The sequence below is a fragment of the Lactobacillus porci genome, from assembly GCF_009695985.1.
Classification (GTDB): Bacteria; Bacillota; Bacilli; order Lactobacillales; family Lactobacillaceae; genus Lactobacillus; species Lactobacillus absianus.
The window spans coordinates 1-26,855 of sequence record NZ_VUMX01000005.1 but is presented as its reverse complement, the minus strand read 5'-3'; the positions used below and the strand labels follow the sequence as shown (position 1 = coordinate 26,855).

Genomic DNA, 26,855 nt, shown 5'->3' with positions numbered 1-26,855 from the left:
GCAATGTTTGCTGTCGTTGGCTTGGGGGCCGCGCTTGGCGCGGTCGCCCGCTTCGCGCTGACTAATTATGGGAAGAAGCACTGGATGCGGCAGACGGATCTGCCGCTTCCGACGCTGGTGATCAACCTGACTGGGGCCTTTTTGCTGGGTCTGCTTTACGCGCTCCAGGTCAATCCGGCCCTGTATGCCTTCTTGGGTACGGGCGTCCTGGGCGGCTACACCACCTTTTCCACCCTGAATACCGAGCTGGTCGCTCTGGCCTCCTCTCAGCGCAAGCGGACTTTGAAGATCTATCTGCTGGCTTCTTATGCTGGCGGGATGATCCTGGTTACAATTGGGTATTTCCTTGGAAAGTTGTTGCAATGAAAAATGTACCGCAATCGCTAAAGAAAGTTTTTTGGATCGCTGTGGCCGCCTTGTCCCTGGTCTGTCTGCTAACGGGGCCGATGACCTTTAAGTCGGAAGACACGCAGGAATTCGCGACGGAAATGATTGACAAGTTCGCGGATGAAGATGACGATACCGCCTTGGCGATCGTTGCCAGGGCAACGGTCGCGGCAGGACTGAAGGATGAGCTGGTCAAGCAGGTGCCGGATACGCTGAAGGTCAGCGGCTCTTACATCAGCCTCTACCATTTCGTCTCCAAGTACAAGAACCGGCAAGAGGTTCGGGCCAAGGACCTGCAGCTGCATCCCAAGAACCGGGTCCAGCAGTTCCTGACCTACCTGATTCTCTATTTGATCAATACGGAGTTCCAGGTCCACCATGATGACATTGAGCAGATTTTTGTCATCTACCAGCTGTCGGTCTGGATGGTCGTGATCCTGTATCTGCTTGGCGCGGTTTTGATCATCTTCCGCCGGCGCCTGGCCTGGCTGCCGATCCTGCTTGGGGGCGGGGCGGCTTTTGGCTGCCAGATCTTCATGACCCAATACATGACCAATCTGGCTCAGCGGGAAGTCTACTCCAAGATCTTCTTCAGCTATTCCTGGCCTAGCGTGGTCGGCTTCGCGCTGGCCGTCCTGCTGAGCTGCTACATGGCGGCATGCGATTGGAAAGTCATCCAGGAAAAGAAGCAGCAAAAAGCAGCAAATAAGCAGCCTAAACAAGAAAAATAAGTAAAGCAAAGATTAGCCAAAAGCTAAGAAAATAAATCCTGAAGGGCAGCAGACCTGCCTTTCAGGATTATTTTTATTTAATTCCTTTTTAATCTCGCTTAAGCAGACGCTGATATAACAAAACAAGTATAAGGTTAAACAATAACGCCTAGAAAAAGCAACGCTTTTTGGCAAAGGCTGGCGCTTGCTCATTGTTGCCAACTTATATATAATGATTAACATGTATGACTGCATGCTTTATTAATCATGCCAATTGTTAAATAAATAACGATTTAAAATAACACATGGTTAGGCCTTGCTTAAGGCAGCGCGAGTCAGCCACCCGGCTGAACTGGTTTGAGGAGAAAAAAATGGAACGGTTTAAGCTTGATCCACAAGAATTAAAGAAAATCGAGTCGAGCAGAATTGCCATGGGCGTCTATCAATTCGTTGACGGCCGGCTGGTGATGCTGGCGGCGTCGCGCGGTTTCAGCGAAATGTACGGGCAAACGCCTGCTCAGCGGCTTAAAGAAGCCGGCACGGGCCTGTTTCGCTACATTCATCCAGATGATCTTGCTTACATTCAAAACCAGCTGCTGGCTTTTGCCAGCGGCAAGGCAGCCGTATTCAAAGCGATCTACCGGATCAAGACGCCAATTGACGAGGACTACGCGGTCGTTCAGGCGCAAGGCAAGCACCGCCTGCAAAGGGGCCACGAGACGATCGTAATTTGGTTTGCCAAGGAAAGCAGCCAGCGGCTGGCCCAATTTTTCAGGGACGATGAAGCTTCAGAGCCAGTGCTTAAGCAAAAGCCGATGCGGCAGTACTATGACGTCTTGACGGGATTGCCGTCAACTTCCTACTTTTATGAACTCGCTGATGCCGGGACCAAGCGCATGTTCAAAGAAGGGAAGCGGCCGGTCGTGCTGGCCTTCAACCTGATTGGCTTCAGGCAGTTTAACCGCCAGTACTCTTATTCTGAAGGCAATCAGCTTTTAATTGCCTTCGCGGACCTGCTGCGCCGCACTTTTACCAATGAAAACTGTGCCCGCTTTGATGAGGACAACTTTTACGCTTATACGAGCGAAAACAACCTGGACGCCCGCCTGCGCAAATTGCTCCAGCAGGCCAGAACAATCAACCATGGCCAGTCTTTATGCGTGAGGATCGGGGTATATGATGAAGCCAACCTGACCTATGAAGACATCAAGTCGGTCTGCGACTATGCGATGTTGGCCTGCAACCGTGACCGCAAGCAGGTTGGCTCGCATATTGCCTATTTTGAAAAAGACAGCAAGCATGAAATTGAGTTTGAGGACTACATCCTCAGCAATTTTGACCAAGCCTTGAAAGAGGGCTGGATTGAGCCCTACTACCAGCCGATCGTCCGGATTCTGAACGGACAGACTGGCAACTGGGAGGCGCTGGCCAGATGGCGGGATCCAGAAAGCGGAACCCTGCGCGACGAGCAGTTCATCCCAATTCTTGATCGGGCCAATGTGCTTTACCGCCTGGACCTGTACATGATCGAACGCGTCATTGCCGACTTGCAGAAGCTGAAGCAGCGGGGCTGCGACGATATTGCCATTTCCATCAACCTCTTCAGCTCTGAATTTGAGCAGTTCAACATGGCCGAGGCCATCAGCCGCAAGTTCAAAGAGTCGGGCCTGTCCCCGGAGCTCTTGGTTATCGAAATCACCAACGACATCCGCACGCTTGATTCAGAGAAGATCAAGCAGCAAATGGAGATTTTTGAACAGAATGGCTTTTCTGTCTGGGTCGACAATTTTGGCGAAGGCTATTCCTCAATTGGCATCATGAAGCAGAGCTTTCCGATTACCTGCATCAAGTTTGACGCCAGCTTCATGAACGATGCCGACCAGAAGCGGTCCAAGGTCGTTTTGAAAAAGATGATCGAGATGGCGGAAGAATTGGGCATCGACACCGTCGTTGAAGGAGTTGAGAATGCCGACCAGCTGCTCGTGCTGCGGGAGATCGGCTGCTCAGCCGTCCAGGGCTACTACTTCGGTTTGCCAAAGAGCTTTGAAGAGGCTTACCGCGACTGGATCGTTGGGCCAAATGCCAACGTCGAGCGCTTAGAAGAATCCAACTACTACAACGTGATGGGGATGCTGAGCCTGGACAGGCCCAGCTTCAAGCAGGAGATTCAGGACCCAAGCCTGTCCTTTGAAGAGGACGACCCGATTTTTGAAAAGTACTTCAAGGGGACGCCAATCGGCCTGCTTGAGTACCGCGACGGCAAGATGTATTACGTGCGGGGCAATGAGGGCTACACCCAATACCTGATCTCCTGCGGGTCCGTGACCATGAAGGAAATGGAAGAGGATCCGTTCAATACGGAGCTCAAGGCGATCGGACCGCAGTACCTCGTGGACGTTAAGGAATGGATCAAGGAAGAATACTGGCACGATCACCGGACCAAATGGCACTTCAGCGTGCACAGCTTTCCAAACAACCTGTACGTGGAGGGCTACCAGCGGATTATCTCCAGAAATCCCAACACCGGTGCTTTTGCCATGGTTGATGTCCTGACTTCCTATAATGCCAACCAGGTCTACCATAAAAAGGCGCGCAACGACTTAGGCGTACTGGTCAACTTCAACCTGAATACCGACCAGTACCGGGACATGCCAATGCCATACCTCATCGTGACTCCGGTCTACCGCAAGGGCAAGCCAGTCGACATGCAGTATGTCTACGTCAACCAGGCTTACGCGGATGTCATCGGCCAGACGCGCGAAAAGCTGCTCAGCTCTAGAATGTCCAAGTTCACGACTGAGAAAGATTTTCCATATTGGATGAGGGAATTTGCCAAGACGGCTGAGACCCGGAAGCTGCAGACGGGGATTTTCAAAAACCAGTGCGGTCACTGGTATGAATACGTGGTCGCGCCTGCTTCCGTGCCTGATGCCTACTCGCTGGTCTTGATCAACATTGACAAGCAGAAGCAGAGCGAACTTGAATTGGAAAAGAAGCAGCAGACCAACAAGGAGATCATCCAGCTGTCAGAAAGGCTGAACGTCAAGAACAGCAAGCTGGAGACGGCAATTGCGGATGCCTTGGGCACTCTGGGCCGGGACATCGGAGCCGACCGCTTCTATTTGATGGAAACCGACCAGCGCTTTGCCAAGAACACCTATGAATGGGTCAGACACGGGATTGCCTCCGCCCAGGCCAAGCAGCAGTACGTCAATATTACCAGTGATGGCCACGGCCTGAAGAAGGGCGAGCTCGCCGCGCTTGAAAGCATGGTCTTGACCGATCCGGATGAAATCAAGGCGAAGTTTCCCGACATCATTGCTTCTTATACTGACTATGAAGTCAAGAACCTGATGTTCGCGGCCTTTTACGAGGGCGGGGCAATCAAGGGCTTCGTGGTCGCCGAAAACTTTGACGCGGACCTGAACATTGACTTCAAGAACTTGATTGAACTGACCGCGGACTTCCTTGGCGCCAAGATCATTGGCCGCAATCTGGAGCTGCAGCGCGATACCGACGTCTTGACCGGCCTGAATGACCGGCACCCGTACCTGGCCAAGGTCAAGCGCTACCAGCAGGCTGAAGCCAGCCAGGGGATTGGCGTGGTCTACTGTGACCTTAACGGACTTAAGGAGACCAACGACCAGCAGGGCCACCCGGCCGGGGATGCCCTTTTGATCAAGGCCGGAAACTTCCTGAGCGAGAACTTTGACCACCGCTTCGTCTACCGCGTTGGGGGCGACGAGTTCGTTATTCTTGATGACGAAAACACCAGATTGGACTTTTTGAAGAAGTGCCATGACTTTGCCCGCAAGCTGACCCAGCCCGACACGCCGTCCATCTCGATCGGGGTAGAGTGGTGCGCTGACTCGCATAAGCTGGAAGAAGCCATCAACAGCGCTGACCGCAAGATGCAGGAAGCCAAAAACGAATACTACAAGAAGCACAAGCGCTACCGCTAAGATAGGCTATAATTGTAGTCAGAAGTCTAAAGCTAGCTTGGAGAGAAAAAATATGAAAAAGCTTAAAAGCACTACAGTCTATTCCATCATCATCGCGCTGGTGATGGCGGCTTTTGGCGTGCTCAGCTTGTATGGCCGCGGGGAAAGCGGCTTTTATCAGGGAATTTTTTCAGAAGACAAGATTGCCGATGTTACCAATTCCTGGACGGACGCCAAGGGACGCAAGGCCGAGCTGGGCGACCTGCGGCCGGACAAGGGGACGGATCACAAGTCGATCTATCTCAAGCTGCCTGAAAACCTGGGAAACAATGAGCACTTGATTCTGGTCTCAGACAATATCGAGCAAATCAGCTTCTACGTTGGCAACAAGCGGATCTACGTGAGTTACCCGCAGGTCAGCACGGCCTGGCTGCAGCTGACGCCTAAGAAGCAGCCTTTAACCAGTGAAATCATGGTGCCCAAGAAGTATGCCGGGCAAACGGCCCGCCTGTACCTGAGCGGCATTCAGCAAGCCAGCGGGCAGATCTTCAACTGCCGCCTGGGCAGCAGCGGCCGCTACCTGAGCGACTACCTGAAGAACAATACCCTGCCGGAACTGCTGGACATGGTCATCATCCTGCTGGGGCTGACGACCTTTATTTTGACCTTGACCGCGCCTTTGATTGACAAGATGCGGTCCAGCCTGCGCTATTTCTCGGAATTTTCGATTCTGTTCGGGCTTTGGCAGCTGCAGCTGGAATACGTGCCCGCCATTCTTTATGGGCACTTCCGGCTTTGGCGCTTGTTCAACTACCCAGTCTTGATAGTGCTGCCATATTTGCTGATCATGGTCATCAACGTCCAGCTTGAGCAGCCGCGCAAGGGCTATGCCGCCTTTGGCTTTGCCTTGTCCATGATTGACGTGGCCTATGTGGCCGGCAGCTGGCTGCTGTTTAAGAGAGAAATGTCCGATGCCGTGCCGGTCTTCCAGCTGGTTTTGGCTATTGCCTTCATTTTCGGCATGCTGGTGAGCGGCATCGATCTGTGGCGGCACTACGCGCAAAAGAGGGCGGAAAAAGAGGCCAAGCCGCTGATCCTTGATGATTTTGAAGCCGAAAAGCAGAAGGCCAAGGAAACGGAAAGCAAGTTGATGCTGCCGCTGCATTGGCTGCTCTTGGCCGGCCTGGTTGCCTTGCTGCTCAGCACGGTCTTTGACCTGTACCAGCAAGTGGCCACGCATGGGGGCTGGATCGGCTACCCGGCCCTGCGGCTGATCTTCTTCTGCCTGCAGGTGGTCGTGTTCAGGCAATTGCTGGTTTCAGAATTGGCTGGCATGCAGCACAAGGGGCAGGACGATACCTACCTCAAGATGGCCAACTACGACCAATTGACTGGTCTTTACTCCCAGTACTACCTGACCAAGAAGCTGAACGCCCGCCGGCAGGCCAGCGTGTCTTTCATGCCGACGATCGTCTACTTCAACTTGGCCAAGTTCAAGCTCTATAACGTCATCAATGGCCACGAGGCCGGTGACGAATGCTTGAAGAAGGTAGCCCAGGTCTTGACGGAGATTTTCGGCAGCGAGAACATGGCCCGCTTTGGGAACGACCACTTCGTCGTGATCTCGGCTGATGAAGACCAGACCATCAAGAACGTGCAAAAGGCCAATGAGGCAGTTTCCAAGCTTGATCCTTCCTTCAAGCTGTACCTGAAGGCCGGAATCTACTACTCAGACGGCACCGAGTCGATTGAGACTGAATACGACTATGCCAAGACGGCCTGCGATGAGGTCAAGGAAGGCGCCAAGAAGTGCTACCAGGTCTACACGGCGGAATTCAGCGAAAAAGCTGAATACACCAAGTTCGTCGTCGACCACATTGATGACGCCATCAAGAACGGGGACGTTGAGGTCTTCTTCCAGCCGCAAGTGCACCTGATGGATGGCAAGCTGTCCGGCTTGGAAGCTCTGGCCCGCTGGAGTGACCAAAACCGCGGCTTCATGTCGCCTGGTCGCTTCGTGCCAATTCTGGAAGACTCCAACCTGACCTACAAGTTGGACATGTACGTCCTTGAGGAAGCTGCCAAATTGATCAAACGGCGAATGGCTGAGGGCAAGCCGATGGTGCCTGTGTCCTTCAACCTGTCGCGGACCGACTTCGTGACGACCAACCCCAACCAGATTCTGGTGGACTTGACCAAGCGGTATGATATTCCCCGGGAAATGCTGCGGGTGGAAATTACGGAAACCATCCTGACCGAAGATCCGGTCAAGATCAAGCGGGCTATCGATCAGTTCCACAAAGATGGCTTCCAGGTCCTGATGGATGACTTCGGCAGCGGGGCGTCCAGCTTGAACACCCTGAAGGAATACGGCTTTGATGAAATCAAGCTGGATATGATCTTCATGCGCAACTTTGATGAAAACAGCGAGAAGGTCATCCGGCCCCTGATCTCCATGGCCAAAAGCCTGAACGTCCACACCTTGTGCGAAGGGGTGGAAAGCGAGCGGCAGCTGGCCTTTTTGAAGGACATTGGCTGCGAAGTCGTTCAGGGCTACTACTACGGCAAGCCAAACAACTTCAGCGAAGTTGAAGAGCACCTGGAAGACATGGGCGTTGAATGGGAAAACAGCGACGAGAACAACTTCTTTGAAACGGCTGGCCTGGTTGACGTCAACAGCGACCAGCCGCTGGCGCTTCTGGCTTATGGCCAGGGCGACTTCAGCTACTACTACATGAACGTGGGCTTTCGCTCCTTTGCCGCGCAAATCGGCATTACTCTGCAAGACAAGCACCAAATGGCCTGGAGCGATGAAGGCCTGCGGCGCCAGCTAGCCGATTTTGCCAGCGTTGCCCAGCGGTCGGCCCATGAGCAGATCGCGGCGCTGACCAGTGCGGGCGAGACTTACCGCCTGCGCTTCAAGCTGATCGTGCGCGGGGACAAGCATGCCATGTTCAAGGTCACCCTTTTGGGCAGTCAGAATGACGCGGTTACGGAAAGCAGGCAGGTTTATGAAAAGCTGCCGCTCCCTTACGCCATCGTTCGGCCATACTATACGCATAGCGAAATTGGCGCTGAAGCTGAATTCGTTGGCGTCAACAAGGCCTTCTGCCAGCAGGTTGGCTTGACCAAGAACGAATTGCTGGGCAAGAAGCTGACGGAAGTGCTGCCAGGCGACAACCCGCAATGGGTCAAATTGCCGCTGGCGGTGCTGCAGACTGGCCGGGCCAGCTCGCGCCGGCTCTATTCCAAGGCCATGGAATCCTGGGCTGAGTTTACCTTGATTCCAGCAGAGACTCCTGGCTGCGTGGCGTATGCCTTCACCAAGATTGCCGGCGACTCAAGCAAACTCAAGCGCCTGAAGCAGGCGCCAGACGTAGCGGCCCAAGCCAGCATCCTGGCCTGGACTCTGAATGGCCCAGAAGACCACGTCTCCCAGATCAACTTCTCGCTGGCGGAAGTCGCCAGCCTGCTTGAGCCCGACCGGGTCTACCTGCTGACGAACCACGGCGGGGCCGGCAAGCTGGAATACGAGTGGACCAGGAAGCAGAGCCTGCTGGGGCGGATTTCCGACCGCCTGAGCCAGGCCTTGATCGGCTACTTGGAGCAGCTGCGGGCCGGGCAGCCATACCTGTATATCAGCAACATGGAAAGCCTGCGCTTTGACCGCGAGCTCTATGAGCTGACCCGGAAGAACATCAGAATTCTCCTGGTGCCGCTCTTTAAGGGGCAGGAATTGCTGGGCTACCTTGGGGTGGAAAACTTTGAGGCCGACCGCTTGGCTTACGCCAAGGACCTGTTGGCCCAATACACCCAGTATTTGTCATCTAAACTGGCTACGATCCAGCGGATGTCTGAACTGGCAGCCGGCACGCCAAGCGACCACTTGACTGGCTTAGGCAACCAGACGGCATACGAGGCCAAGCTGGCTGAACTTAAGGAAGCCAAGATTCCAGCCGGCTTGCTGTATACTGACCTGTACGGCTTGCGGGACTTTAATGCTGATCATGGCCCGCAGGAAGGGAACCTGCTCTTGCAGCAGACCGCTGACCTGCTCAATAGCATTTTCCCAGCCCAGAACCTGTACCGGGTAGGCGGGGAAGTCTTCGTGGCGGTCCTGCCGCAAGTCAGCCAGGAAGCTTTCGCGGCCAAGCAGCAGGAGCTCCAGGCGGCCCTGGCAAAGAGCGCTCGGATCGACCTGCTGGTGACTGGCAAGATCTGCGATTATCCAAAGCACATCCAGCAAGCCGCCAAGCAGCTTGACCAAGCCTTAGCTGACCTGAAGGCCGGTCATTAGCCTGCAAAACTGCAAAGAAAGAGTCCTTTTCTGCAAAGAAGAGGACTCTTTTTTTCGGGCAAAAGCCTGGACATGGTATAATATAGGCCAATCAAATTAAAGCAAGCTGTCTAAAACAGATAGTAAAAAAGAGGTAGACGTGATGAAGAAGATCTTATTTGTGTGCCATGGCAATATCTGCCGGTCGCCAATGGCGGAATTTACCATGAAGCAGCTCTTAGCACAAAATGGCCTGGCGGACCAGGTTGAAGTTGCCTCCGCGGCTACGACCAGCGATGAGATCAATGCTGGCGGCCACGGGAACCCGATCGATCCGCGGGCCCAGCGGGAGCTGAGCAAGCAGCACGTGCCTTTTGGCCAGCACTACGCGACCTTGATGACCAAGGAAGACTATGGCAAGTATGACTACTTGATTGCCATGGACTCAGAGAATCTGCTGGACATGAACCGGATTACCGGCGGGGATCCAGACCGCAAAGAAGTGAAGCTGCGCCAGTTCACCGGCAGCTTTGCCGATATAGACGACCCGTGGTACACCAACGACTTTGCGACGGCATTCAAGCAGATCAAGGAGGGCTGCGAGGCCTTGCTGGAAACGGTTAAGAAGGATTTGGCCCAATAGCTGGCAAAATGTAGTAGAATCTATTTTGGATAAAAGTAATTAAGTAATTAGCAGCAACAATTAGCAATTGTTGTGCATTAGTAAGGAATAGGTTCTATGAGAAGATTTACGATTTTGCACCCAAGCGGCCGGATTGCCGGTCTGGTCATCAAGCGCCTGTTGAGTGAGGAACGGTTCGCGGACGTTCAATTGACCTTGCTGGCAGAAATGCCGGAAAAGCTGGCTGAACTGCAGGGCAATGGCCGCGTGACCATCATTTCCGGCAGCAGCCGGGACTACGAGGCCGTATTGACGGCAACCAAAGACGCGGACCTGGTCTTTTTGGCTAAAGTGGATGACCGCAAGTTTACGCCAACGACTAAGAACTTGGTCAAGGCCAGCAAAGAGAATGGCTTTGGGCGCGTGATTGCCCTCAGCTTGGCTGGCCTGTATTATGAGATCCCTGGCGAATTTGGCTGCTGGGTCGACGAAATGGTCGGCAGCGGCCGCTTCCTGCCTGCCAGAGAAGCCGGCCAGCGGCTGGAGCAGTCAGGCCTGAACTACACCCTGATCAGAATGCCGGCTTTGACCAACTGGCCAGACGTCAAGTACGTCACTACTGAGCGGGGGGAGACCTTTGAAGGAGTCTCCGTCTCCAGAAGCTCAGTGGCTGACCTGGTCTTGAAGGCGATGGCGGATCCATCCTTTGCGGCCTTTGCCAGCGTTGGCATCGTGCAGCCGGAGACCGCAGGCTATACCCGTCCAGTCTATTAAACATCTCTCTGCTGTGATTTGAGATATATAAAAAAGGCTTCCAGAAGTTTTGTCACTTCTAGAAGCCTTTTTAATTCGTTAGTTCTTTATTTGGCTAGCCTGTTTTGCGCATTTTGCCTTAAGCCTGCTTGCTGGCGCCTTTTGGCACCCGGCGGCCGATCAGCCAAACCAGGAGCAGGGCAACCACGGCTTCAATAGCGATGATCCAGACTCTGGCGGCCAGCTTGGTGCCACCCAGCCAGACGTCGAAGGTGATTGAGCCCAGGACCAGGACGATCATCCAGATCCATTGGGTCTTGTCAAAGGCAATGCCATATTCTTCCTCGCGCCGGCGAATGCCAGGGAAGATGCCGCCCAAGCCGATCAGGACCACGCAGGCGATGATGTTGATGGAGAGCTCATACCACCAAACCCAAGTGCCTTGCTTGACGTCTTGCGGCATGAAGCCCAGGACAGTAGCCACGGCCGTTACGGCCAGGAGGGCAAAGCCAACCCACCAGGCGAAGGTATCGTTTTTGATGTAGCGGTAGACGGATGGGTACTTCTTGGAATTTTTGCCCCGGACCTTCATGAAGGAGTAGAAGATCCAGCAGGTAACGGCTGGAGAGATGATCCCGTTCAGGTTCAAGAGCCAGTTGAAGATGTCGTTCATGTCTGGCAGGAAGATCCCCAGGACCATGATGAAGCCACTCAGGAAGACGGTCAGGATGTAGCCGTTGATTGGCAGCCCGTCCTTGTTGGTCTTCTTCAAGAACTTTGGCATGTACTTGTCGCCGGTGTCGGAAATCAGCATTCTGGTCATGGCATCCAGCAGGACGGACAAGAGGGCGACGTTGTAGAAGAAAGATGACCAGGCGTAGATGTAGACCAAAAGGTTGCCAACGCCAAACTGCTTGCCCATGGCGCCGAAGACGTAGTATTCACCGTTCATCTTCAGGTCGTTTGGCATGTGGTTGGCATCGATGTAGATCCCCAGGGCGATTGAGCCAAAAATGGTCAAGAAGCAGGTCATGACGGCCAGGGCGATCATGGCCTTAGGGAACTCCCGCTTCGGGTCCTTCATCCGGGTCACGTAAGGGGCAACCAGCTCAGACCCGTTGACGGCATAGATCAGCATCCCGACGGTTGAGAAGTATTTCAGGTCGAACTTCGGGACGATCGTCTTCCAGGTAAATGGCGTAGCGGTCTTGCCGCCGGACTTGGCCAGGCCGGCGAAGGCCAGCAGGACGAAGAGGATGGTCATGATGAACATGGCCCAGCCACCGATATTGGACAGAACTTCCATTGAGTCGCTAAACTTGTGCTCAACCAAAGTCAAGACAATGAAAATGGCAAAAGTGATTGCCGTAAACATGGCTGTTGACAGGAACTTGGGATTTTCAAACTCGTCAGTCCCGGTCAAGCCCCAGCCGACGTCAACCAGCAGGCAGTTGGCCGTGTCGACCACGTAAGGGATGGAAGCAGCCCAGTAGGTCCAGGCGGTAAAGTAGCCCAGGAACTCCCCGTCGGTTGCCCGGACCCAGGAGGACAGGCCGCCGCCTTCTTTGTTGAAGACGCTGCCCAAGTGACCTACGATCAATGCGTATGGCACCACGTAGAGGAACATCATCAAAATCCAGGAGGTGATAACCGCCATCCCTTGGTTTTGGAAGTTGTACATGATGTCTTCCAGGCCGATAACCGTTACGAAGGCCATCATTGCCAGGGTCGGCCAGGAAATATATTTGCCTTTAATATTTAATTCGTCGTCCATAAAAAATCCTTTCTGTTATGACTGATTGCTTAACAGAAAGCAGCTGCCGGCGACTTATTTGTTGATTTCATTGCCATCTCCATTTCTTAAGATTTCGTAAAATAAAATAAGCATAACCAGTTTACCTACTATTTGTAAGAAGATCAATATTATTTATGCATGACAGCGCTTTTAATTTTGGAAGCAAAATCCTAAATGCAAGTTAATGAGCAAAAAATGAGAGCACTTTAGCAATTTAGGCTATAATTGGTAAATATTGATCATTGTTGCAAAAATTTTAAGTTCAGAGCATGAAGTGAACGAAGATGGACAAGAAACTCGATACGGCAATTTTCGCGGGCGGCTGCTTCTGGTGCATGGTGCAGCCTTTTGATACCCTGCCTGGAATTGAGAGCGTCGTTGCGGGCTATACCGGAGGCCACGTGGCCTTTCCGGCTTATGAAGAGGTCAAAAGCGGGAAAACCGGGCATACGGAAGCAGTCAAGATCACTTTTGATCCCAGCCTGATGTCCTATGAGCAGTTGCTGGGCTACTACTGGCAGGTGACTGACCCAACCGACGCCATGGGCCAGTTCCAGGACCGGGGCGACAACTACCGGCCGGTCATCTTCTACAATTCGCCCGCCCAAAAGGCCGCGGCTGAAAAGTCTAAGGCTGAGCTGGCCGCCAGCGGCCGCTTTGATCAGCCGATCGTAACCAAGATCGAAAAGGCGGGCCCCTTCTATGTGGCTGAAGATTACCACCAAGAGTTCTATAAGAAGAATCCGGAGCGCTACGCCCAAGAAGAGGCTGGCGGCCGGGAGCAGTTTATCAAGGAGCACTGGGGGAAGTAAATGACGGAAAAAAAGCACGGTCTGGTCCTGGAAGGCGGCGCCATGCGTGGCTTGTATACGGTTGGCGTCATTGACGTTTTGATGAAGTACGGGATTACTTTCCCCGCCGCGGTTGGCGTTTCCGCCGGCGTGGCCTTCGGCTGCAACTACAAGTCTCTGCAGCCGGGGCGGGCTCTGCGCTACAACCTGCGCTACGGGGCTAACCCCCACTTTAAGGGCTGGCGGTCCTGGCTGAAGACTGGGGACTTGTATGGGGCGGACTTCTGCTATAAGCAGATCCCTGAAGTCTATGATCCCTTTGACACGGCGGCTTTTGCCCGCAATCCGATGGATTTCTGGTGCGTGGCCACGGACGTGGAGACGGCCCAGCCGGTCTATCACAAGCTCAAGGACGGTAAGCGGCTGGATGCCCGCTGGATCCGGGCTTCATCCTCCATTCCCGTCTTTGCCCGTCCTGTCCAAATTGGCAGCCACCGCTACTGGGACGGCGGGGTGTCCGACTCGATTCCTTTTAGATTCATGGAAAGAATCGGCTACCGGCAGAACGTGGTCATCTTGACCCAGCCGCGCGGCTATCATAAGGAGCCGTCCCGGGTCCAGCCAGTCGTGGACCGGCTCTTGAAGCAGTACCCAGCCGTCGTGGACCGCTTGCACAGGCGGTCTTTTGAATACAATGAAGCCCTGGCCCAGATCGCTGCTGAAGAGGCCAGGGGCGAGGCCTTCGTCTTCCGGCCCAGCCAGGACATTTCCGTGTCAGCCTTGGAGCACGACCGCGAGACCCTGCTGGGCGTTTACCAGGTCGGCGTCAAGGACGCGGAAGCACGGATTGCTGATTTGAAGGATTTTTTGAAAAAATAAGCTGAAAAAAGCCATGAGCATCAACTGCTCATGGCTTTTTGCCGATAATGGCGCGGGCGCTTTTAACTAGTTTTGCCTTGAATGCTTTGCCAGCTGCTGGTAGTTGCCCAGCATCCACTTATAATAGCTGGTGCCGTTAGGCATGGTCTCCCGGACCTTGATGATCGGGATGCCCCGCTTTTCTGCCTTCTTGACGAAGGACTTGACCATGTCGGAGCTGGCTTGGGTGTTGTTAACGAAAAAGGCGATCTTCTTTTTGGCGATGTCGGCGTTCATCTTGGCGATGACAGCCGCGCTTGGGTCGGTTTCCTTTTCCGTGGCTTCTTCAAAGTTCTTGTTGCCGATCTTGAAGCCGGTGCGCTCTAAGGCGTAGTCAAACACGGGCTCGCTGACGAAGACCGGTTTTGAGGCCTTGCCGTCGATTGAGTCGGCGACTTGGTCGATCTTGGCGATCTTCTTCAAGTAGCTGACTCCCTGCTTCTTAAAGTAGGCCGCGTGCTTTGGCTGCAGCTTGCCCAGCTTTTTGACCAGGAAGGCCACGTACTTCTTAGGCATGTCCAGGTTGTACCAGATGTGCGGGTTGGCAGAGCTTTCCAGCCCCATCAGGTCTTCGCCGACCTTGGTGACCTTCTTGTCGGAGGCATCTGCCAGACTCTGGATCCAGCTGTCGTAGCCCATCCCGTTGGCGACCACGATGTCGGCGGCGGCAACCGTCTTGGCGGAAGCCGTCGTTGGCCCGAAGTCGTGGGGATCGGAGTTGCCGTTGGCGATCAGGGCCGTGGCTTGACCGTATTTGCCCACGACTTGCTGGGCGATGTCAGCGTAGATGTTGGTTGAGGTTACGATCTTGATCTGGCTGCCGGAGCTCTTTGGGCTCTTGGCGCAGCCGGCCAGGCAGATAGCGGCCAGCAGAAGCAGCGGCCAGATAAACAGGTGTCTGTGCTTTCTTTGCATGTCTTTTCCTTTCAAGATTTGCAGCCCGCCTGCAAATCATATTAGAATACGGGAAAAAATTGCAAAAGTCAAGGAACAGCTCCTGATTGATGGTAAAATAAACAGCATGAATGATTTTAAGTTTAGCAAAAGAGAAAAAGTCTACCTCCTCCTGGCTCTGGCCGTCTTGGCCATGCTGTTTGTCTCCAGCTCAATGACCTATCATGAGCAGAAAATGAAGCCGGGCTTCATCCACACCTACCTGGGCTGGCTGGAGGATTGGATCCAGCGGCTCAATATCTATTACGGCGGGGTCTGGCACAATGTCAAGACCGACGGGTCAGCTGGCTTTACCCAGTTCGTGGTCCGGAAAACGGCCCATTTTGGCAGCTATTTTTTATATGGCTTGTTTGCCTACTTGGGCTTACGGCGGGTCTTCGTCATTAGCTGGACCGGTCCCTTCTTTGTCTGGGCTACCGCCTTTGCCTTCGCGGCGATGGATGAATTCCACCAGTTTCTGACCGGGGACCGGACGCCGACCGTGCATGACGTGATGCTGGACGCCAGCGGGGCTTGTTTGGCCATTGTCCTGGCGGTCATTTATTACCTGCTGAAAGGGCGGGCTGAGCGAAAAAAGTCGGCTATTTAAGGGAGTAAGCGTTGAATTTCTGCCATACCTGAGTTATGATAAAAAAGTTGACTAGATTAAGATAAAGAAAGAAGGATCCTAAATGTCAGGACATTCAAAATGGCACAATATTCAAGGCCGCAAGAATGCGCAAGACGCTAAGAGAGGGAAAGTCTTCCAAAAGCTTTCTCGTGAAATTTACATGGCTGCAAAGAGTGGTGGTCCTGACCCTTCAGGTAATCCAAGCTTGCGTTTGGTCATGGACAAGGCACGTGCTGCCAACATGCCAAAGGACAACATTCAACGTGCGATCAAGAAGGCTGAAGGGAACTCCGACGAACACTACGACGAAGTAACCTACGAAGGCTACGCTCCAGGCGGCGTTGCAGTTTTGGTGGAAGCCTTGACTGACAACAAGAACCGGACTGCTTCTTCAGTTCGCGTTGCCTTCACCCGCAACGGCGGCAGCCTTGGCGCTACCGGCTCAGTTTCTTACATGTTTGACCGCAAGGGCTACATCGTAATTGACCGGTCCACTACTGACGCTGACGAAGACCAAATGCTGATGGACGTTATGGAAGCCGGCGGTGACGACTTGCAGACCAGTGACGATGCCTACGAAATCTACACTGATGCCAAGCAATTCACTGAGGTTCGTGACGCTCTGGAAAAGGCTGGTTACAAGCTGGCTGTTTCAGAATTGACGATGATTCCACAAAACACCACGCCAGTTCCAGCAGACAAGAAGGAACAATACCAACACTTGATCGACGCCCTTGAAGACGACGACGATGTATCAAACGTATACACTGCCGCTGCTGATGACGACGAAGAATAATTAAACATGCATTTAGCGAAAGCCGCTTGACGAGAGTCAGGCGGCTTTTTTGGCGTCTGGAAAAATTTTTGAACTTTTTTCGGTAAAATCCGTTTTTTTCGTGTAATAGCTTATAGGACGGAAAAAATAGAGGAGGAACCGTCATGAAAGTCAAAGAAACTGCCGAAAAAATTTTGCGGGCGGCGCTTGCCGCTAGAGCCAGCGATATTTTCTTCCTGCCCAAGGAGGAAAGCTGCGAAGTCAAGCTGCGATCCAGGGAGCCAGTGAAGCTGGAAGACCTGTCCAAGCAGGCGGGAAGCGAGTTGATCAGCTGGTTCAAGTATGCCGCGCAGATGGATATCTCAGAGCACCGGCGGCCACAGGTGGGAGCCATGTCTTTTGACAAGTGCTGGCTGCGCTTGTCGAGCCTGGGCGACTACCGGGGCGAGGAGTCCCTGGTCATCCGGGTGATCTATGGGATCAGTGGAAGCAGGTATTTTTTCCCGGACCAGTTTACCCGCCTGGCCGAATTATGCAAGAAGCGGGGCTTGATCGTCACCAGCGGTCCAACGGGGTCAGGGAAGACCACCACTATGTATGAATTGGCCAGAAGGCTGAGCCAGACCCGGATCGTGATGACGATTGAAGACCCGGTTGAAGTGCATGAGAGCAGCTTCCTGCAGACCCAGGTCAACCTGCCGGCTGGAATCAGCTATGCCAGCCTTTTGAAGGCGGCCCTGCGCCACCGGCCGGATGTCTTGATCATCGGGGAGATCCGCGACGGCGAGACGGCCCATCTGGCCATTGATGCCGCCTTAAGCGGGCACCTGGTCCTGGCCACGGTCCACGCCAAGAGCACCTACCAGACGATTTCGCGCCTGGAGAGCCTAGGGATTGGGACCAATGCCCTGGCCAACTGCCTGACGGCCGTGTCCTACCAGCGGCTTTTGCCGGCTGAAGGCGGGCCAGCCTGCCTGCTGGACATTGCCGCAGGGGCGGATCTGGCCCGGGAAGTCGCGCGCGCCAAGCGGTCCAGCTTTGCCAGCTGGGAAGAGCATTTGGCTGAATTATTGGAGGAGGGAAGGATCGATGAAGCAGTTGCAGATCAGTTTGCACAAGGATAGCTTGCGGGGGCAGGAGCAGCTGGAGCTGCTGGAATTTTTGGCGTCAAGCCTGCAAAACGGCTTTTCAATCGCAAAGAGCTTTAAGATGCTGCCAATTCTGTGGCCCAAGCGCGCCGGCCTCTTTAAGCGGATTGACCGGGAATTGGCGGGCGGGAAGTCCTTTGCGGAATGCATGGGGGAGCTTGGCTATTCCAAAACCACGGTGACCCAGCTGAACATTGCCTTGACCCAAGGCAACCTGCAGGAGTCGCTGGCCCAGCTTACCCAATTGCGGCGGATGCAGCGCCGGCAGCTCAAGAAGCTGGAAGGCGAGCTGGCCTACCCGGTCGTCTTGGTCGTGATGATGATCATCTTGCTCGTATTTATGCAGAACTTCGTTTCCGTCCAATTCGCGGAAAGCGGAGACCACACGGGGGACTTGCTGATTTTTGCCCTGGTCGCCTTCTTTGTCCTTTTGCTGACCAGCCTGCTCTTGGTCTTGGGCTATTTGCAAAAGCAGGACTACCAGTCCTTCAAGAAGCTCAGCCAGCTGCCGTTTGTTGGGCCGGCCATCAGCAGCTATGGCCAGTATTTGATTAGCTATGACCTGGGGATGCTGCTGGCCAGTGGCTTTTCATTGCAGAAGATGTGCCTGTTTGCCAGCCAGCAGACTCCTGGCTCTTTGCAGCAGGAGCTCGGCAGGCGCGTGGCCAGGCAGCTGGAAAGCGGGAAGAGCCTGCAGGAAATCATTCTACAGGAGCCCTTCTTGAACCAGAATCTCTTGATCCTGCTCAAGACGGGCAGCGACCGGAAGGAGCTCAGCCAGCAGTGCCTGCTGATTGCCAAGATGCTGTTTGACCGCCTGACCCAGCAAGTGGAGCGCATGATCGTGAATATCCAGCCATTTTGCTTCATCTTGATTGGTCTGGCCATCATCGGCATGTATCTGAAGCTGCTTTTGCCCATCTATGGGAGCATGCAGGGCTTGTAGCCCTGTCCAGCCCTTTTTTCCGTCCTAAGTCCGTATTGTTTTTATTGTCAAAATTACTGTCATATTTACCGTTATCTTTTACCGTTATTTTTGTTGATGTTTATTCTATTCCTAAAATTACTCCTTAACCCAAGATGTAAATAATCATGATCATAGATTGGAGGCAAAACAATGATGCCAAGCAAGAAGCATGAAGAAATTGAGCCCAAGAAGCGCAAGCAGAAGGCCTTTACGCTGATGGAAATGGTTGTCGTCGTGGCGATCATCGCCGTCTTGGTCCTCTTGATCTCGCCAAACCTGTGGGCCCAGAAGGAGAGTGCCACCAAGAAGGCTGATGAGGCCTTCATGACGACCCTGCAGACCCAGGTTGAGCTCTACCGCAGCGACAATGACAAGGCGCCAGCCGATTTCGCTGAAATGAAGGACAAGAACTACCTGACGGCCAAGCAGCTCAAGCAGATCAACGACAAGAAGATCACGCTGGCTGATGTGACCGGCGCGAAGTAGAAATGCGGCGCGTCAAGCCGGCCTTTAGCCTGGCTGAGACCGTGGTCGTGCTGGCGATTTTCCTGCTGCTGATCCAGGGCGGGAGTCTGCAGGTCAAGCGGACGCGGGAGAAGATCCTGTTTGACCAGACCTGCACGGCCGTGCTCCAGACCCTGCAGCATGAAATCCGGGTCGCGGCCTTTAAGCAGCAGACCGTAGTGGTGCACGTGAACAATTCCAGGCACGAATTGCGGGTGACGCATGACGGCCAGACGGCGGAGAAAATCAGGCTGCCAGAAGGCATGACGGTCGACAGCCCGGTCCTTGAAGGCCTGGGGAGTCAGATCAGGAGCGGCGGCTGCATTTCTCCGTATTCAATTAGTTTTAAAGGATATGGCTATGCAAAGAGGTACACGATTCAGCTCATGTGGGGCAAGGTCCGGGAAAAGGACTAGGCAGGGTGGCTTTTTGGCACTTGAAGCAGTGATGGCTTTGGCGATTGCCTGCATTGCCCTGACGACGACGGTGCAGATCTGCTCGCAGATCCGCGCCATTCAGCAGGCAGAGGCCTACCGGGCCGACAATGCCCTGGCCAGCTACATGCTCAAGCAGACTAAAGAGCCGACGGTGATCGTCCATGATCACCGCTACCATTTGACTAAGAATGGAGACCTATATGATGAGAAAACGAAGCAGATCTGCCCGCTCAAGTAGGCGGCCGGCTTTTACTTTGTTTGAGGCGGTGCTGGCAGTCATGGTTACGGCCATCTGCATGTCGGTCCTGTTCAACGTGACCCAGGCTTTGGCCGTGAGCAAGAAACGGATGCGGAGCGAAAACGCGCTGGCTTTTTCCTACATTCAGCTGGAAAAGTACATGCATAAAGACGCAAAGCGGGTCTACCTGAAGAGCTGCAGCAATTCCGAAGCGGTCATCGGCAAGATCCATAAGGATGGCACTGAAGACAGCTTCACGATGCGCAAGACAAAGACGACCGGCCGCTTGTACGTTGTCAGCTACATGGAGCTGCTGCCGGCTTTGAACGTGCTGTTTCAACGAAAGGGCAACAATCTGCGCATCATGGTGACTGAGCCGGACTGCCGCACGAGCAACCTGTATTTTGCCCTGGATCCGCCGCCTGAGGAGAAAGAGCGGCATGAGTCAAAGAAAGGACCAGCGGATGAGAAGAAAGAGACCAAACAGAACGAGGGCTAGCGCGTTGCTCAGCAGCGTGCTGGTTCTGACGACCTGTTTAATGTTTATCGAAGCCTACGTGCTGACGGAGCGCTACTACATTTTGGAAGACCAGCTGGTAGTCAAATACCTCCTTGGCAAGTGATTTGCTTGCACGGACTCCTGCCTTTCTTTAAAATTGATTAGGTAACGCAAAGAAGGGTGGACACATGGAAAATATTAATCAGATCACGAAAGTTTTTACGCAATTTTTAGACGCGGTCCAATGCCTGCAGGAGGCCTTGAACGTGCCGATGACGGAAGCCTTGACGGAAAGCTTTGACAACCTGGAAAATCATGATGTCAAGGTGGAAATGGGGGCGCCAGACCCAGACACGGTCGAGCTCCTGAAGGGCAAGTATGCCAGCTTGAACTACGACCAGATGTCCAGCAAGCAGAAGGTGGAGGTCTATAATCTGCTGACCTTGAAGGCGATCAGCGATGAAGACCGCGATGCCAACCAAATGCCAACTCCGCCGATCTTGGCCACGGTGATCACGCTCTTCATGAGCAAGCTCTTGCCAAAGAAAGAGCAGACCATCCTGGATCCGGCCTTGGGCACGGGCAGCCTCTTGTACTCCGTGGTCAAGCAGCTGGCCAGCCAGAATCACTCCCAGAATCCATTCAAGCTGGTCGGGATTGACCATGATGAAGACATTCTGAACCTAGCTGACGTTGGCGCCCACTTAAACGGCCTGGACATTGATCTTTACTGCCAGGACGCGCTTTTGTCATGGCAAGGAAGCAAGCCGGAAGTCATTGTCAGCGACTTGCCGGTCGGCTATTACGTCAACGATGAAAATGCCGGGAATTTTGAATTGCGGACCAAGGAAGGCCACTCATACGCCCATGTGCTGCTGACCGAGCAGATCGTCAAGAACCTGGCGCCTGATGGCTATGCCTTTTTGTTGGTTCCAAACAGCATGATTTCCGGCAAGCTTGGCGCGGACTTCATGCCTTGGCTGGCCAACAAGGTGCACCTGCAGGCCATCGTCCAGCTGCCAGAGAAATTGTTCCAAACTAAAGTTAACCAAAAGAGCCTGCTGATCTTCCAGAACCACGGCCAAAGCCAGCCGCCGCGTGAAGTTCTGTTAACCCGGCTTGACGATTTGAAGAATGAAGAATCGCTGGTCGGTCTTAATATTAAACTGAACGAGTGGTATACTGAAAAAGGCAAATAGTTCTGTGTAGAATCGAAGGAGTTAAAAGTTATGAATAAGATTTTGGCAGTCAACTCTGGTAGCTCATCATTCAAATATAAGTTATTCTCGTTGGATGATGAAAGCGTCCTTGCCTCAGGTTTGGGTGATCGAATCGGGATCGATGGCTCAAGCTTTGAAATGAAATTAGCTGATGGGACCAAGCATAAAGAAAAGCTTGACCTGCCAAACCAGGAAACAGCCGTACAAGTGCTGCTTGACTGGTTGAAGAAGTACGACGTCATTAAAGACGTTAAGGAAATCGTTGGCGTTGGCCACCGGATCGTTAACGGGGCCGAGGTATTTCCAGACTCAACAATCATTACCAAGGACAATCTGCACAAGATTTTTGAATTGACTGACTTCGCGCCGCTGCACAACCCTGCAGAAGGCCGCGGGATCGAAGCATTTATGAAAATCTTGCCAGACGTGCCACAAGTTGGCGTGTTTGACACTTCATTCCACCAGTCAATGGACGCTGTCCACTACATGTACTCTCTGCCATACGAATACTATGAGAAGTATCAAGCCCGCAAGTTCGGTGCCCACGGTACTTCAATCCGCTACGTTTCAAAGCGCACGGCTGAAATAATGGGCAAGGACTTGAAGGAGCTCAAGATGATCATTTGCCACTTGGGCTCAGGGGCTTCAGTTACTGCCGTCAAGGATGGCAAGTGCTATGACACTTCCATGGGCTTCTCACCATTAGCCGGGATTACGATGGGGACTCGTTCTGGCGACGTTGATCCATCAGTTCTGCAACATATCATGAAGATGGAAGGCATGACTGACTTCAACGAGATGATCAGCATCTTGAACCGCAAGTCAGGCTTGCTGGGAATTTCAGGTCTTTCAAGCGACATGCGTGACATTAGCGCCAACGCGGACAAGAACCCACGGGCGCGTCTGGCTAGGGAAATCTTCATTAACCGGATCGTTCGCTATATTGGGGGGTATGCTGCTGAAATGAACGGCGTGGACGCAATTGTCTTCACTGCCGGCATCGGCGAGCACTCAGATATCGTTCGTGCAGGTGTTTTGAAGAACTTTGGCTACCTTGGCTTGAAGTTTGACGCAGAAGCCAACAAGACCAATGGCGAAAAGTTCATTTCAACGCCAGACTCAAAGGTTGCGGCTTTGATCGTGCCAACTGACGAAGAATTGATGATCGAACGTGACGTTGTCCGTTTGGCTCATCTCAAGTAATTTTCGTTAAGCAGAATATTTGAGGGCATGGGTATTTTCTGGTAAAATACCTGTGTTCTCTATTTATGGGGATGTTTTGGGATTCGACAGGCGTAGATTTGCGCCGATTGCGATTCGTAGGTTACGTCTACGTAAAAACGTTAAACAGTTTAAATTAACTGCAAACGAAAACTCATACGCTGTAGCTGCTTAGTTCAGCCCAGCTGCCAATAGGTTGCCGGCCCGTGGCGACCTTGCGGTATCAACTTTACGGGATACGCTTGGCTATCACGTCTGAATAGTCAAGAAGAGATCATCAGGCTAGCCGTTGCTAGTTTGCCCTGTTATATGGCGTTTGGGAGCGGTGAAGTTCAAGTAATATAACTATGATCGTAGAGATTGGTGACAAAATGCGTTTGGACAGGGGTTCAATTCCCCTCATCTCCACTAAGCAGGGCTGTAAGCCTTGATATACCGATATTTTTCCCGCTGGCGGGAACCAAGCAACTGAAAAAGACATGTGATGCTAAGGTCACATGTCTTTTTTTAATCAAATTTAATTTCCCGGTCAAACAATTGGCGGATTTCAGTTGTCAGATTGTGCGCGATGAACAAGATCGTTTTGTCCGTCTGCAGCAAACGCGAAAGAATTTCTCGCGTGGCGGCTTGATCAATGGCGCTCGTACCTTCGTCAACCAGCAGCAGCTGGCTGTGGTAAAGATAGCTGCGGGCAAGAACTATTTTTTGCCGCTGGCCGCCAGAGATGTTGCTGTCTTCAACAGCAACCCGCGTATTCAAGCCGTCAGGCCAAAGGCGTAGATCCTCACTTAAGTTTACCTGCTCCGCTGTCTGCAGGAGCAATTTCGGATCACTTAAAGCGGGATTGAACATGGTCATGTTTTCAGCAATGCTGCCAGGAAAAAGCCGCGGGTCCTGCGGAAGATAGCCGATTTGACTTAAGTTGGGCTGAATTGTCTGGCCATTTTGGTCCAGGTAATGAATTGTGCCGCTAGCCGGGCTTAGTTCACCCAGCAGCAGCTTGAAAAAAGTACTTTTGCCACTGCCGCTGGCACCACTTAGCAGCACCTTTTCCCCAGGTGCGAGCTTGATGGCGGGATAAGTCAGGGTAAGGTCGGCAAATTCAACAGTCAAGGGACTGCTGGAAAAGCCGGCTGGGGCTTGGCCGCTTTCCGTTTGCTCTGGGACAGGCGTTCTTTGCGCAAGCAGGTCTTGCCGCAGCTTGCGGCTGCCGGAAATTTCTCCCAAGTAGTCAGCCGCGTTTTGCAGATTGCCAAAAAAGTCGCTGTTAAAGGAATCAATGCTGCTGAGCAGGCCAAAAGCCGTCCAGTGACGGATGACCAGAAAAGCGGTCAGGAGCAGGATCAAGCTGCTGCCAAGCGAGTAGGCCAGCTGATTGAGGTAATCCAGTCGGGTGGAGACGGCACTTTTATGCACATGGGCATCTTCCAGCTTTTTGGCCGCCAGACCCGCCTTCTCCTTAAACCAAGCCAAAGACAGGCAGCGGTGCAGGTCGCCAAGGCCGAGCAGCCAGTCGCCAAGAACTTTGAGATAAGCCTGGTTTTGCGCTGCCAGTTTCTGATTGGCTTGGTTGAGCTGCCGGTCAAGCAGGCGGGGCAGATAGATCTGCATCAGGGCGAAAATCAGGCAGGCAATAAAGAGGCTCCAGTGAAAACTGAGCAAGGCACCACCGGCTGCTAGGACGGCTACGCCAGATTTAAAAGCACTGTAAATATTGCGTAAGTAGTTGACGCTCAGCAAGTCCTCTTCCTTAAGCAGCTGGTTTTGTGCCTGGGCGGGATCGTGTGCTTTCGCATCATTGAAGAGATGCAGGGCAACGTCTTGCCGGATCTGCTGCAGGTAGCTTTGAATCAGCTTTTCCAAAGTCAAGTTGCTGTAGTAGGTCAGCAGGGCGCTGAAGAGCAGGCAGGCCAGCTGCAGGCCGAGCATTGGGGCAAAAAGTAGTGCCTGCCGACTTCTCAAGGCGTTGAATTCCAGAGTCAGCGCGTAGGAAGAGCCAACCAGCAGCAAGGAACTTAAAGCAGTGGCTAGAAAGAGCAGACTGCTTTTGAAAGGCTTGTGCAGATAAAATTCTTTAAAATTCATGCTTGCTCCTTTTTGACTAAGGTAATTTCCCGGTCAAAGAGCGCTTTTTGGTCAGGACTAAAATTATGGGCAATGAAAATAATGGTTGCCGGCAATTTGCATAAAGCTTGCAAAATTTTGTCCTGACCAGCATGGTCAACCGCGCTCAACGACTCGTCCAGCAAGAGCAGGGGGAAGGAGTGGCTCAAAGCCCGGGCCAAGACCAGCTTCTGCCTTTGGCCGCCGGAGATGGTCAAATCGTCTAAGGCCAGCTGGCGCTGGGGATCAAGCTTGAGGTCGACTGCTGCCAGACAGTCTTCTGGATCGCAAGCCAGACCGGGCGTGTGCATGGTCACGTTTTCCGCCAAAGTAGCGGGGAACAGGACTGGGTCTTGGGCCAGATAGCCGATTGAGTACGGATCAGGCTGGAAGGCCCGGCCAGCCGCGTCTTTAAAGACAATCTGGCCTTTGTCGGCTTTTAAAGCTCCCATAAGAAGCTTCAGCAGGCTGCTCTTTCCGCTGCCACTGTCGCCAGTGATGAGGATTTTCTCACCGGCATGGATGGTCAAATCAGGATAGGAGATCAGCTGCTTGCCAAAGATTAATGAAAGCTGCTTGATTTCAAGCTTTGCCATCTGGCTGACCGGCTTCAGGCTGTCCTTCTTGCTGCTCTCCTGCAGGCGCGTGAGCCGCTGCCGCAGGCTCTTGGTAGAATTGAGGTAAGAGTAGCTGCCGGAAATGTTTTCCAAAACTGAAAAAAGATTGCTGGCGAAGTAGCCAGCGGCGATGACGCCCCCCAAGGACATCTGTCCCTTAAAGAAGAGGAAGCCGGCAATTAAGGGGATGCTGACAGTGCCTAGTGCGTTGATGATGCTTTGCAGGCACTGGATCTGGCTGTTGATCTTGCGGCGGCTGACTTGCTTGTCGGCTAGCTGTTTGCCGGACTTAAGCAGGGCTTTTTGATAAGCGCCTTTGGCAAAATAACGGCGCAATTCAGCCAGGCCAGCCGTCCACTCAGCAATAGTCGCTAAAAAGTGCTGGTTGGCAGCTGACATTTGCTCTGTAGCCTGGTTGCTGTATTTTTCCAGCAAGCGGGCAATTGCAAAGGAAGCCGCAGTAGTTAAGAGACTGGCAACAAGCAAGAGCCAGTGAAAAGACAGGAGACTGGCAACAAGCAAAAGCGCGTTGATGACGTCGCAGATCAAGTAAAAAAGGACGGTCGCGTAATCGTAAGTCAAGGTATCAAGGTCTTGGCTAAAGTGGTTGGTCATCTCGGAGACGCTGGCTGGCTGCTGGTAATAATGATCGGCCAACTTGTTCCTGATGCTGTGCAAATACTGTTGAGTCTGCTTGCTGAACAGGTAATTAGCTCCGTTAAAAGCCAAGTTCAGCACTAAAGCCAGGAAAAACTGGGCCAGAAGCAGACCGCAAAAAAGTGGGAAGCGGCCGGCAGCGACTTGGTTGACCATTGGCGAGAAAAGATAGGTTGAGGCCACGTCGATGACCTGGGTGGTGACCAGCAGAACGAAGATGATGGCGAAACGGCTTCGGTTGCTGTCGATTATTTTACGTAAAGTCATGGGCAAAAAATTGGTTGTTGTTCAACTCTTTAATCATTTGTTTTAAAGTAATAATTATCATTTTTTTGCCATTTGTTGGCAATTCTTTACTAACTTTAGCTTGATTTTACCAACAATTCAACAACAATAATAAAAAAACATTAATCATTGTTTAATTATGATTTTGCCTTTTTTGCGAGACCGTATAATCTTATGTGTAAGGATGAACAGTTCCTTAAAGTAAATCAAAATTGGGTATAACTTAAACTTCCCACACCAAAAAGAACTATGAAGCCTTGAAAACTCAATAGTTTAACCAGTAAATATTCAATTATGCTGCTAGTGATGGCGATATAGCCTCTTGCATGTACTTCGGGAGGCGGGAAATGAAAGCTTTGGTGAACCTTTCCATCTGCTCTTCTGTCAGTTGGAAGATCTCTTTCACGCTCTCGAACATGGCTTCCAC

General features: G+C 52.7%; 23 protein-coding genes and 1 other RNA gene. 20 read left to right on the top strand and 4 right to left on the bottom strand.

Annotated elements, in window-relative coordinates:
• Window positions 1-3: 3 nt before the first annotated feature.
• From crcB to FYJ62_RS02685, 6 genes are all read left to right on the top strand, one after another.
• Window positions 4-366, top strand: coding sequence for a fluoride efflux transporter CrcB (gene crcB, locus FYJ62_RS02710; protein ID WP_154547484.1), 363 nt, complete (start codon window positions 4-6; stop codon window positions 364-366).
• Entirely contained in the window at window positions 363-1,118 is a 756-nt protein-coding gene (locus FYJ62_RS02705; protein WP_154547482.1) for a hypothetical protein, read from the top strand. The genes crcB and FYJ62_RS02705 overlap by 4 nt, the downstream gene beginning before the upstream one ends.
• Window positions 1,119-1,468: 350 nt before the next feature.
• Window positions 1,469-5,059 (top strand): EAL domain-containing protein, encoded by a 3,591-nt coding sequence (locus FYJ62_RS02700; protein WP_195837378.1) that lies wholly within the window; start codon window positions 1,469-1,471, stop codon window positions 5,057-5,059.
• A 52-nt stretch (window positions 5,060-5,111) separates the two neighbouring features.
• The gene (locus FYJ62_RS02695; RefSeq protein ID WP_154547478.1) at window positions 5,112-9,335 is read left to right on the top strand and encodes an EAL domain-containing protein; all 4,224 of its coding nucleotides are present in this window, start codon (window positions 5,112-5,114) and stop codon (window positions 9,333-9,335) included.
• Window positions 9,336-9,477: 142 nt separating this feature from the next.
• Window positions 9,478-9,957: a low molecular weight protein-tyrosine-phosphatase gene (locus FYJ62_RS02690; protein ID WP_154547476.1), complete on the top strand. Its 480-nt coding sequence runs from the start codon at window positions 9,478-9,480 to the stop codon at window positions 9,955-9,957.
• Between the two features lie 96 nt (window positions 9,958-10,053).
• Window positions 10,054-10,710: an NAD(P)H-binding protein gene (locus FYJ62_RS02685; RefSeq protein WP_154547474.1), complete on the top strand. Its 657-nt coding sequence runs from the start codon at window positions 10,054-10,056 to the stop codon at window positions 10,708-10,710.
• Window positions 10,711-10,828: 118 nt separating this feature from the next.
• Here FYJ62_RS02685 and FYJ62_RS02680 read toward each other — a convergent pair whose 3' ends face one another.
• Window positions 10,829-12,463, bottom strand: coding sequence for an APC family permease (locus tag FYJ62_RS02680; protein ID WP_154547472.1), 1,635 nt, complete (start codon window positions 12,461-12,463; stop codon window positions 10,829-10,831).
• Window positions 12,464-12,768: 305 nt separating this feature from the next.
• Between FYJ62_RS02680 and msrA the strand changes: the two genes are divergently transcribed.
• Together msrA and FYJ62_RS02670 are read left to right on the top strand one after the other, a co-directional pair.
• Window positions 12,769-13,296, top strand: a complete 528-nt coding sequence (msrA, locus tag FYJ62_RS02675) for a peptide-methionine (S)-S-oxide reductase MsrA (RefSeq protein WP_154547470.1) — start codon at window positions 12,769-12,771, stop codon at window positions 13,294-13,296.
• Entirely contained in the window at window positions 13,297-14,154 is an 858-nt protein-coding gene (locus FYJ62_RS02670) for a patatin-like phospholipase family protein (protein ID WP_154547468.1), read from the top strand.
• Between the two features lie 66 nt (window positions 14,155-14,220).
• On the opposite strand, the gene FYJ62_RS02665 is transcribed toward FYJ62_RS02670, so the two are convergent.
• Window positions 14,221-15,108, bottom strand: coding sequence for a metal ABC transporter solute-binding protein, Zn/Mn family (locus FYJ62_RS02665; protein ID WP_154547466.1), 888 nt, complete (start codon window positions 15,106-15,108; stop codon window positions 14,221-14,223).
• A gap of 106 nt (window positions 15,109-15,214) precedes the next feature.
• Here FYJ62_RS02665 and FYJ62_RS02660 point away from each other — a divergent pair, with 106 nt between their 5' ends.
• The 12 genes from FYJ62_RS02660 to ssrA all read left to right on the top strand — a co-directional run bounded on the left by FYJ62_RS02660 (window position 15,215) and on the right by ssrA (window position 23,177).
• The gene (locus tag FYJ62_RS02660; protein WP_154547463.1) at window positions 15,215-15,736 is read left to right on the top strand and encodes a VanZ family protein; all 522 of its coding nucleotides are present in this window, start codon (window positions 15,215-15,217) and stop codon (window positions 15,734-15,736) included.
• An 82-nt stretch (window positions 15,737-15,818) separates the two neighbouring features.
• Complete coding sequence (locus FYJ62_RS02655) at window positions 15,819-16,553, top strand: YebC/PmpR family DNA-binding transcriptional regulator (protein WP_154547461.1); 735 nt, start codon at window positions 15,819-15,821, stop codon at window positions 16,551-16,553.
• A 143-nt stretch (window positions 16,554-16,696) separates the two neighbouring features.
• Entirely contained in the window at window positions 16,697-17,656 is a 960-nt protein-coding gene (comGA, locus tag FYJ62_RS02650; protein ID WP_154547459.1) for a competence type IV pilus ATPase ComGA, read from the top strand.
• The gene (locus FYJ62_RS02645) at window positions 17,622-18,626 is read left to right on the top strand and encodes a type II secretion system F family protein (RefSeq protein ID WP_195837377.1); all 1,005 of its coding nucleotides are present in this window, start codon (window positions 17,622-17,624) and stop codon (window positions 18,624-18,626) included. Before comGA ends, FYJ62_RS02645 begins: the two co-directional genes overlap by 35 nt.
• 171 nt (window positions 18,627-18,797) lie before the next feature.
• Window positions 18,798-19,133, top strand: a complete 336-nt coding sequence (comGC, locus tag FYJ62_RS02640) for a competence type IV pilus major pilin ComGC (protein WP_154547457.1) — start codon at window positions 18,798-18,800, stop codon at window positions 19,131-19,133.
• 2 nt (window positions 19,134-19,135) lie between these two features.
• The gene (locus FYJ62_RS02635) at window positions 19,136-19,567 is read left to right on the top strand and encodes a hypothetical protein (RefSeq protein WP_154547455.1); all 432 of its coding nucleotides are present in this window, start codon (window positions 19,136-19,138) and stop codon (window positions 19,565-19,567) included.
• Window positions 19,568-19,580: 13 nt separating this feature from the next.
• Complete coding sequence (locus tag FYJ62_RS02630) at window positions 19,581-19,826, top strand: type II secretion system protein (protein WP_229771819.1); 246 nt, start codon at window positions 19,581-19,583, stop codon at window positions 19,824-19,826.
• Window positions 19,789-20,325: a hypothetical protein gene (locus FYJ62_RS02625; RefSeq protein ID WP_154547453.1), complete on the top strand. Its 537-nt coding sequence runs from the start codon at window positions 19,789-19,791 to the stop codon at window positions 20,323-20,325. Before FYJ62_RS02630 ends, FYJ62_RS02625 begins: the two co-directional genes overlap by 38 nt.
• Window positions 20,267-20,449 (top strand): hypothetical protein, encoded by a 183-nt coding sequence (locus FYJ62_RS02620; RefSeq protein ID WP_154547451.1) that lies wholly within the window; start codon window positions 20,267-20,269, stop codon window positions 20,447-20,449. The genes FYJ62_RS02625 and FYJ62_RS02620 overlap by 59 nt, the downstream gene beginning before the upstream one ends.
• Before the next feature lie 64 nt (window positions 20,450-20,513).
• On the top strand, window positions 20,514-21,524 hold the full coding sequence (locus FYJ62_RS02615) for a class I SAM-dependent methyltransferase (RefSeq protein ID WP_154547449.1): 1,011 nt from the start codon (window positions 20,514-20,516) through the stop codon (window positions 21,522-21,524).
• Between the two features lie 30 nt (window positions 21,525-21,554).
• The gene (locus FYJ62_RS02610; RefSeq protein ID WP_154547447.1) at window positions 21,555-22,748 is read left to right on the top strand and encodes an acetate/propionate family kinase; all 1,194 of its coding nucleotides are present in this window, start codon (window positions 21,555-21,557) and stop codon (window positions 22,746-22,748) included.
• Window positions 22,749-22,815: 67 nt separating this feature from the next.
• Window positions 22,816-23,177, top strand: a transfer-messenger RNA (tmRNA) gene (gene ssrA / locus FYJ62_RS02605).
• Window positions 23,178-23,273: 96 nt separating this feature from the next.
• Here ssrA and FYJ62_RS02600 read toward each other — a convergent pair.
• Window positions 23,274-24,851, bottom strand: a complete 1,578-nt coding sequence (locus FYJ62_RS02600) for an ATP-binding cassette domain-containing protein (protein WP_154547445.1) — start codon at window positions 24,849-24,851, stop codon at window positions 23,274-23,276.
• Entirely contained in the window at window positions 24,848-26,410 is a 1,563-nt protein-coding gene (locus tag FYJ62_RS02595; protein ID WP_154547443.1) for an ATP-binding cassette domain-containing protein, read from the bottom strand. The genes FYJ62_RS02600 and FYJ62_RS02595 overlap by 4 nt, the downstream gene beginning before the upstream one ends.
• Window positions 26,411-26,855 lie beyond the last annotated feature (445 nt).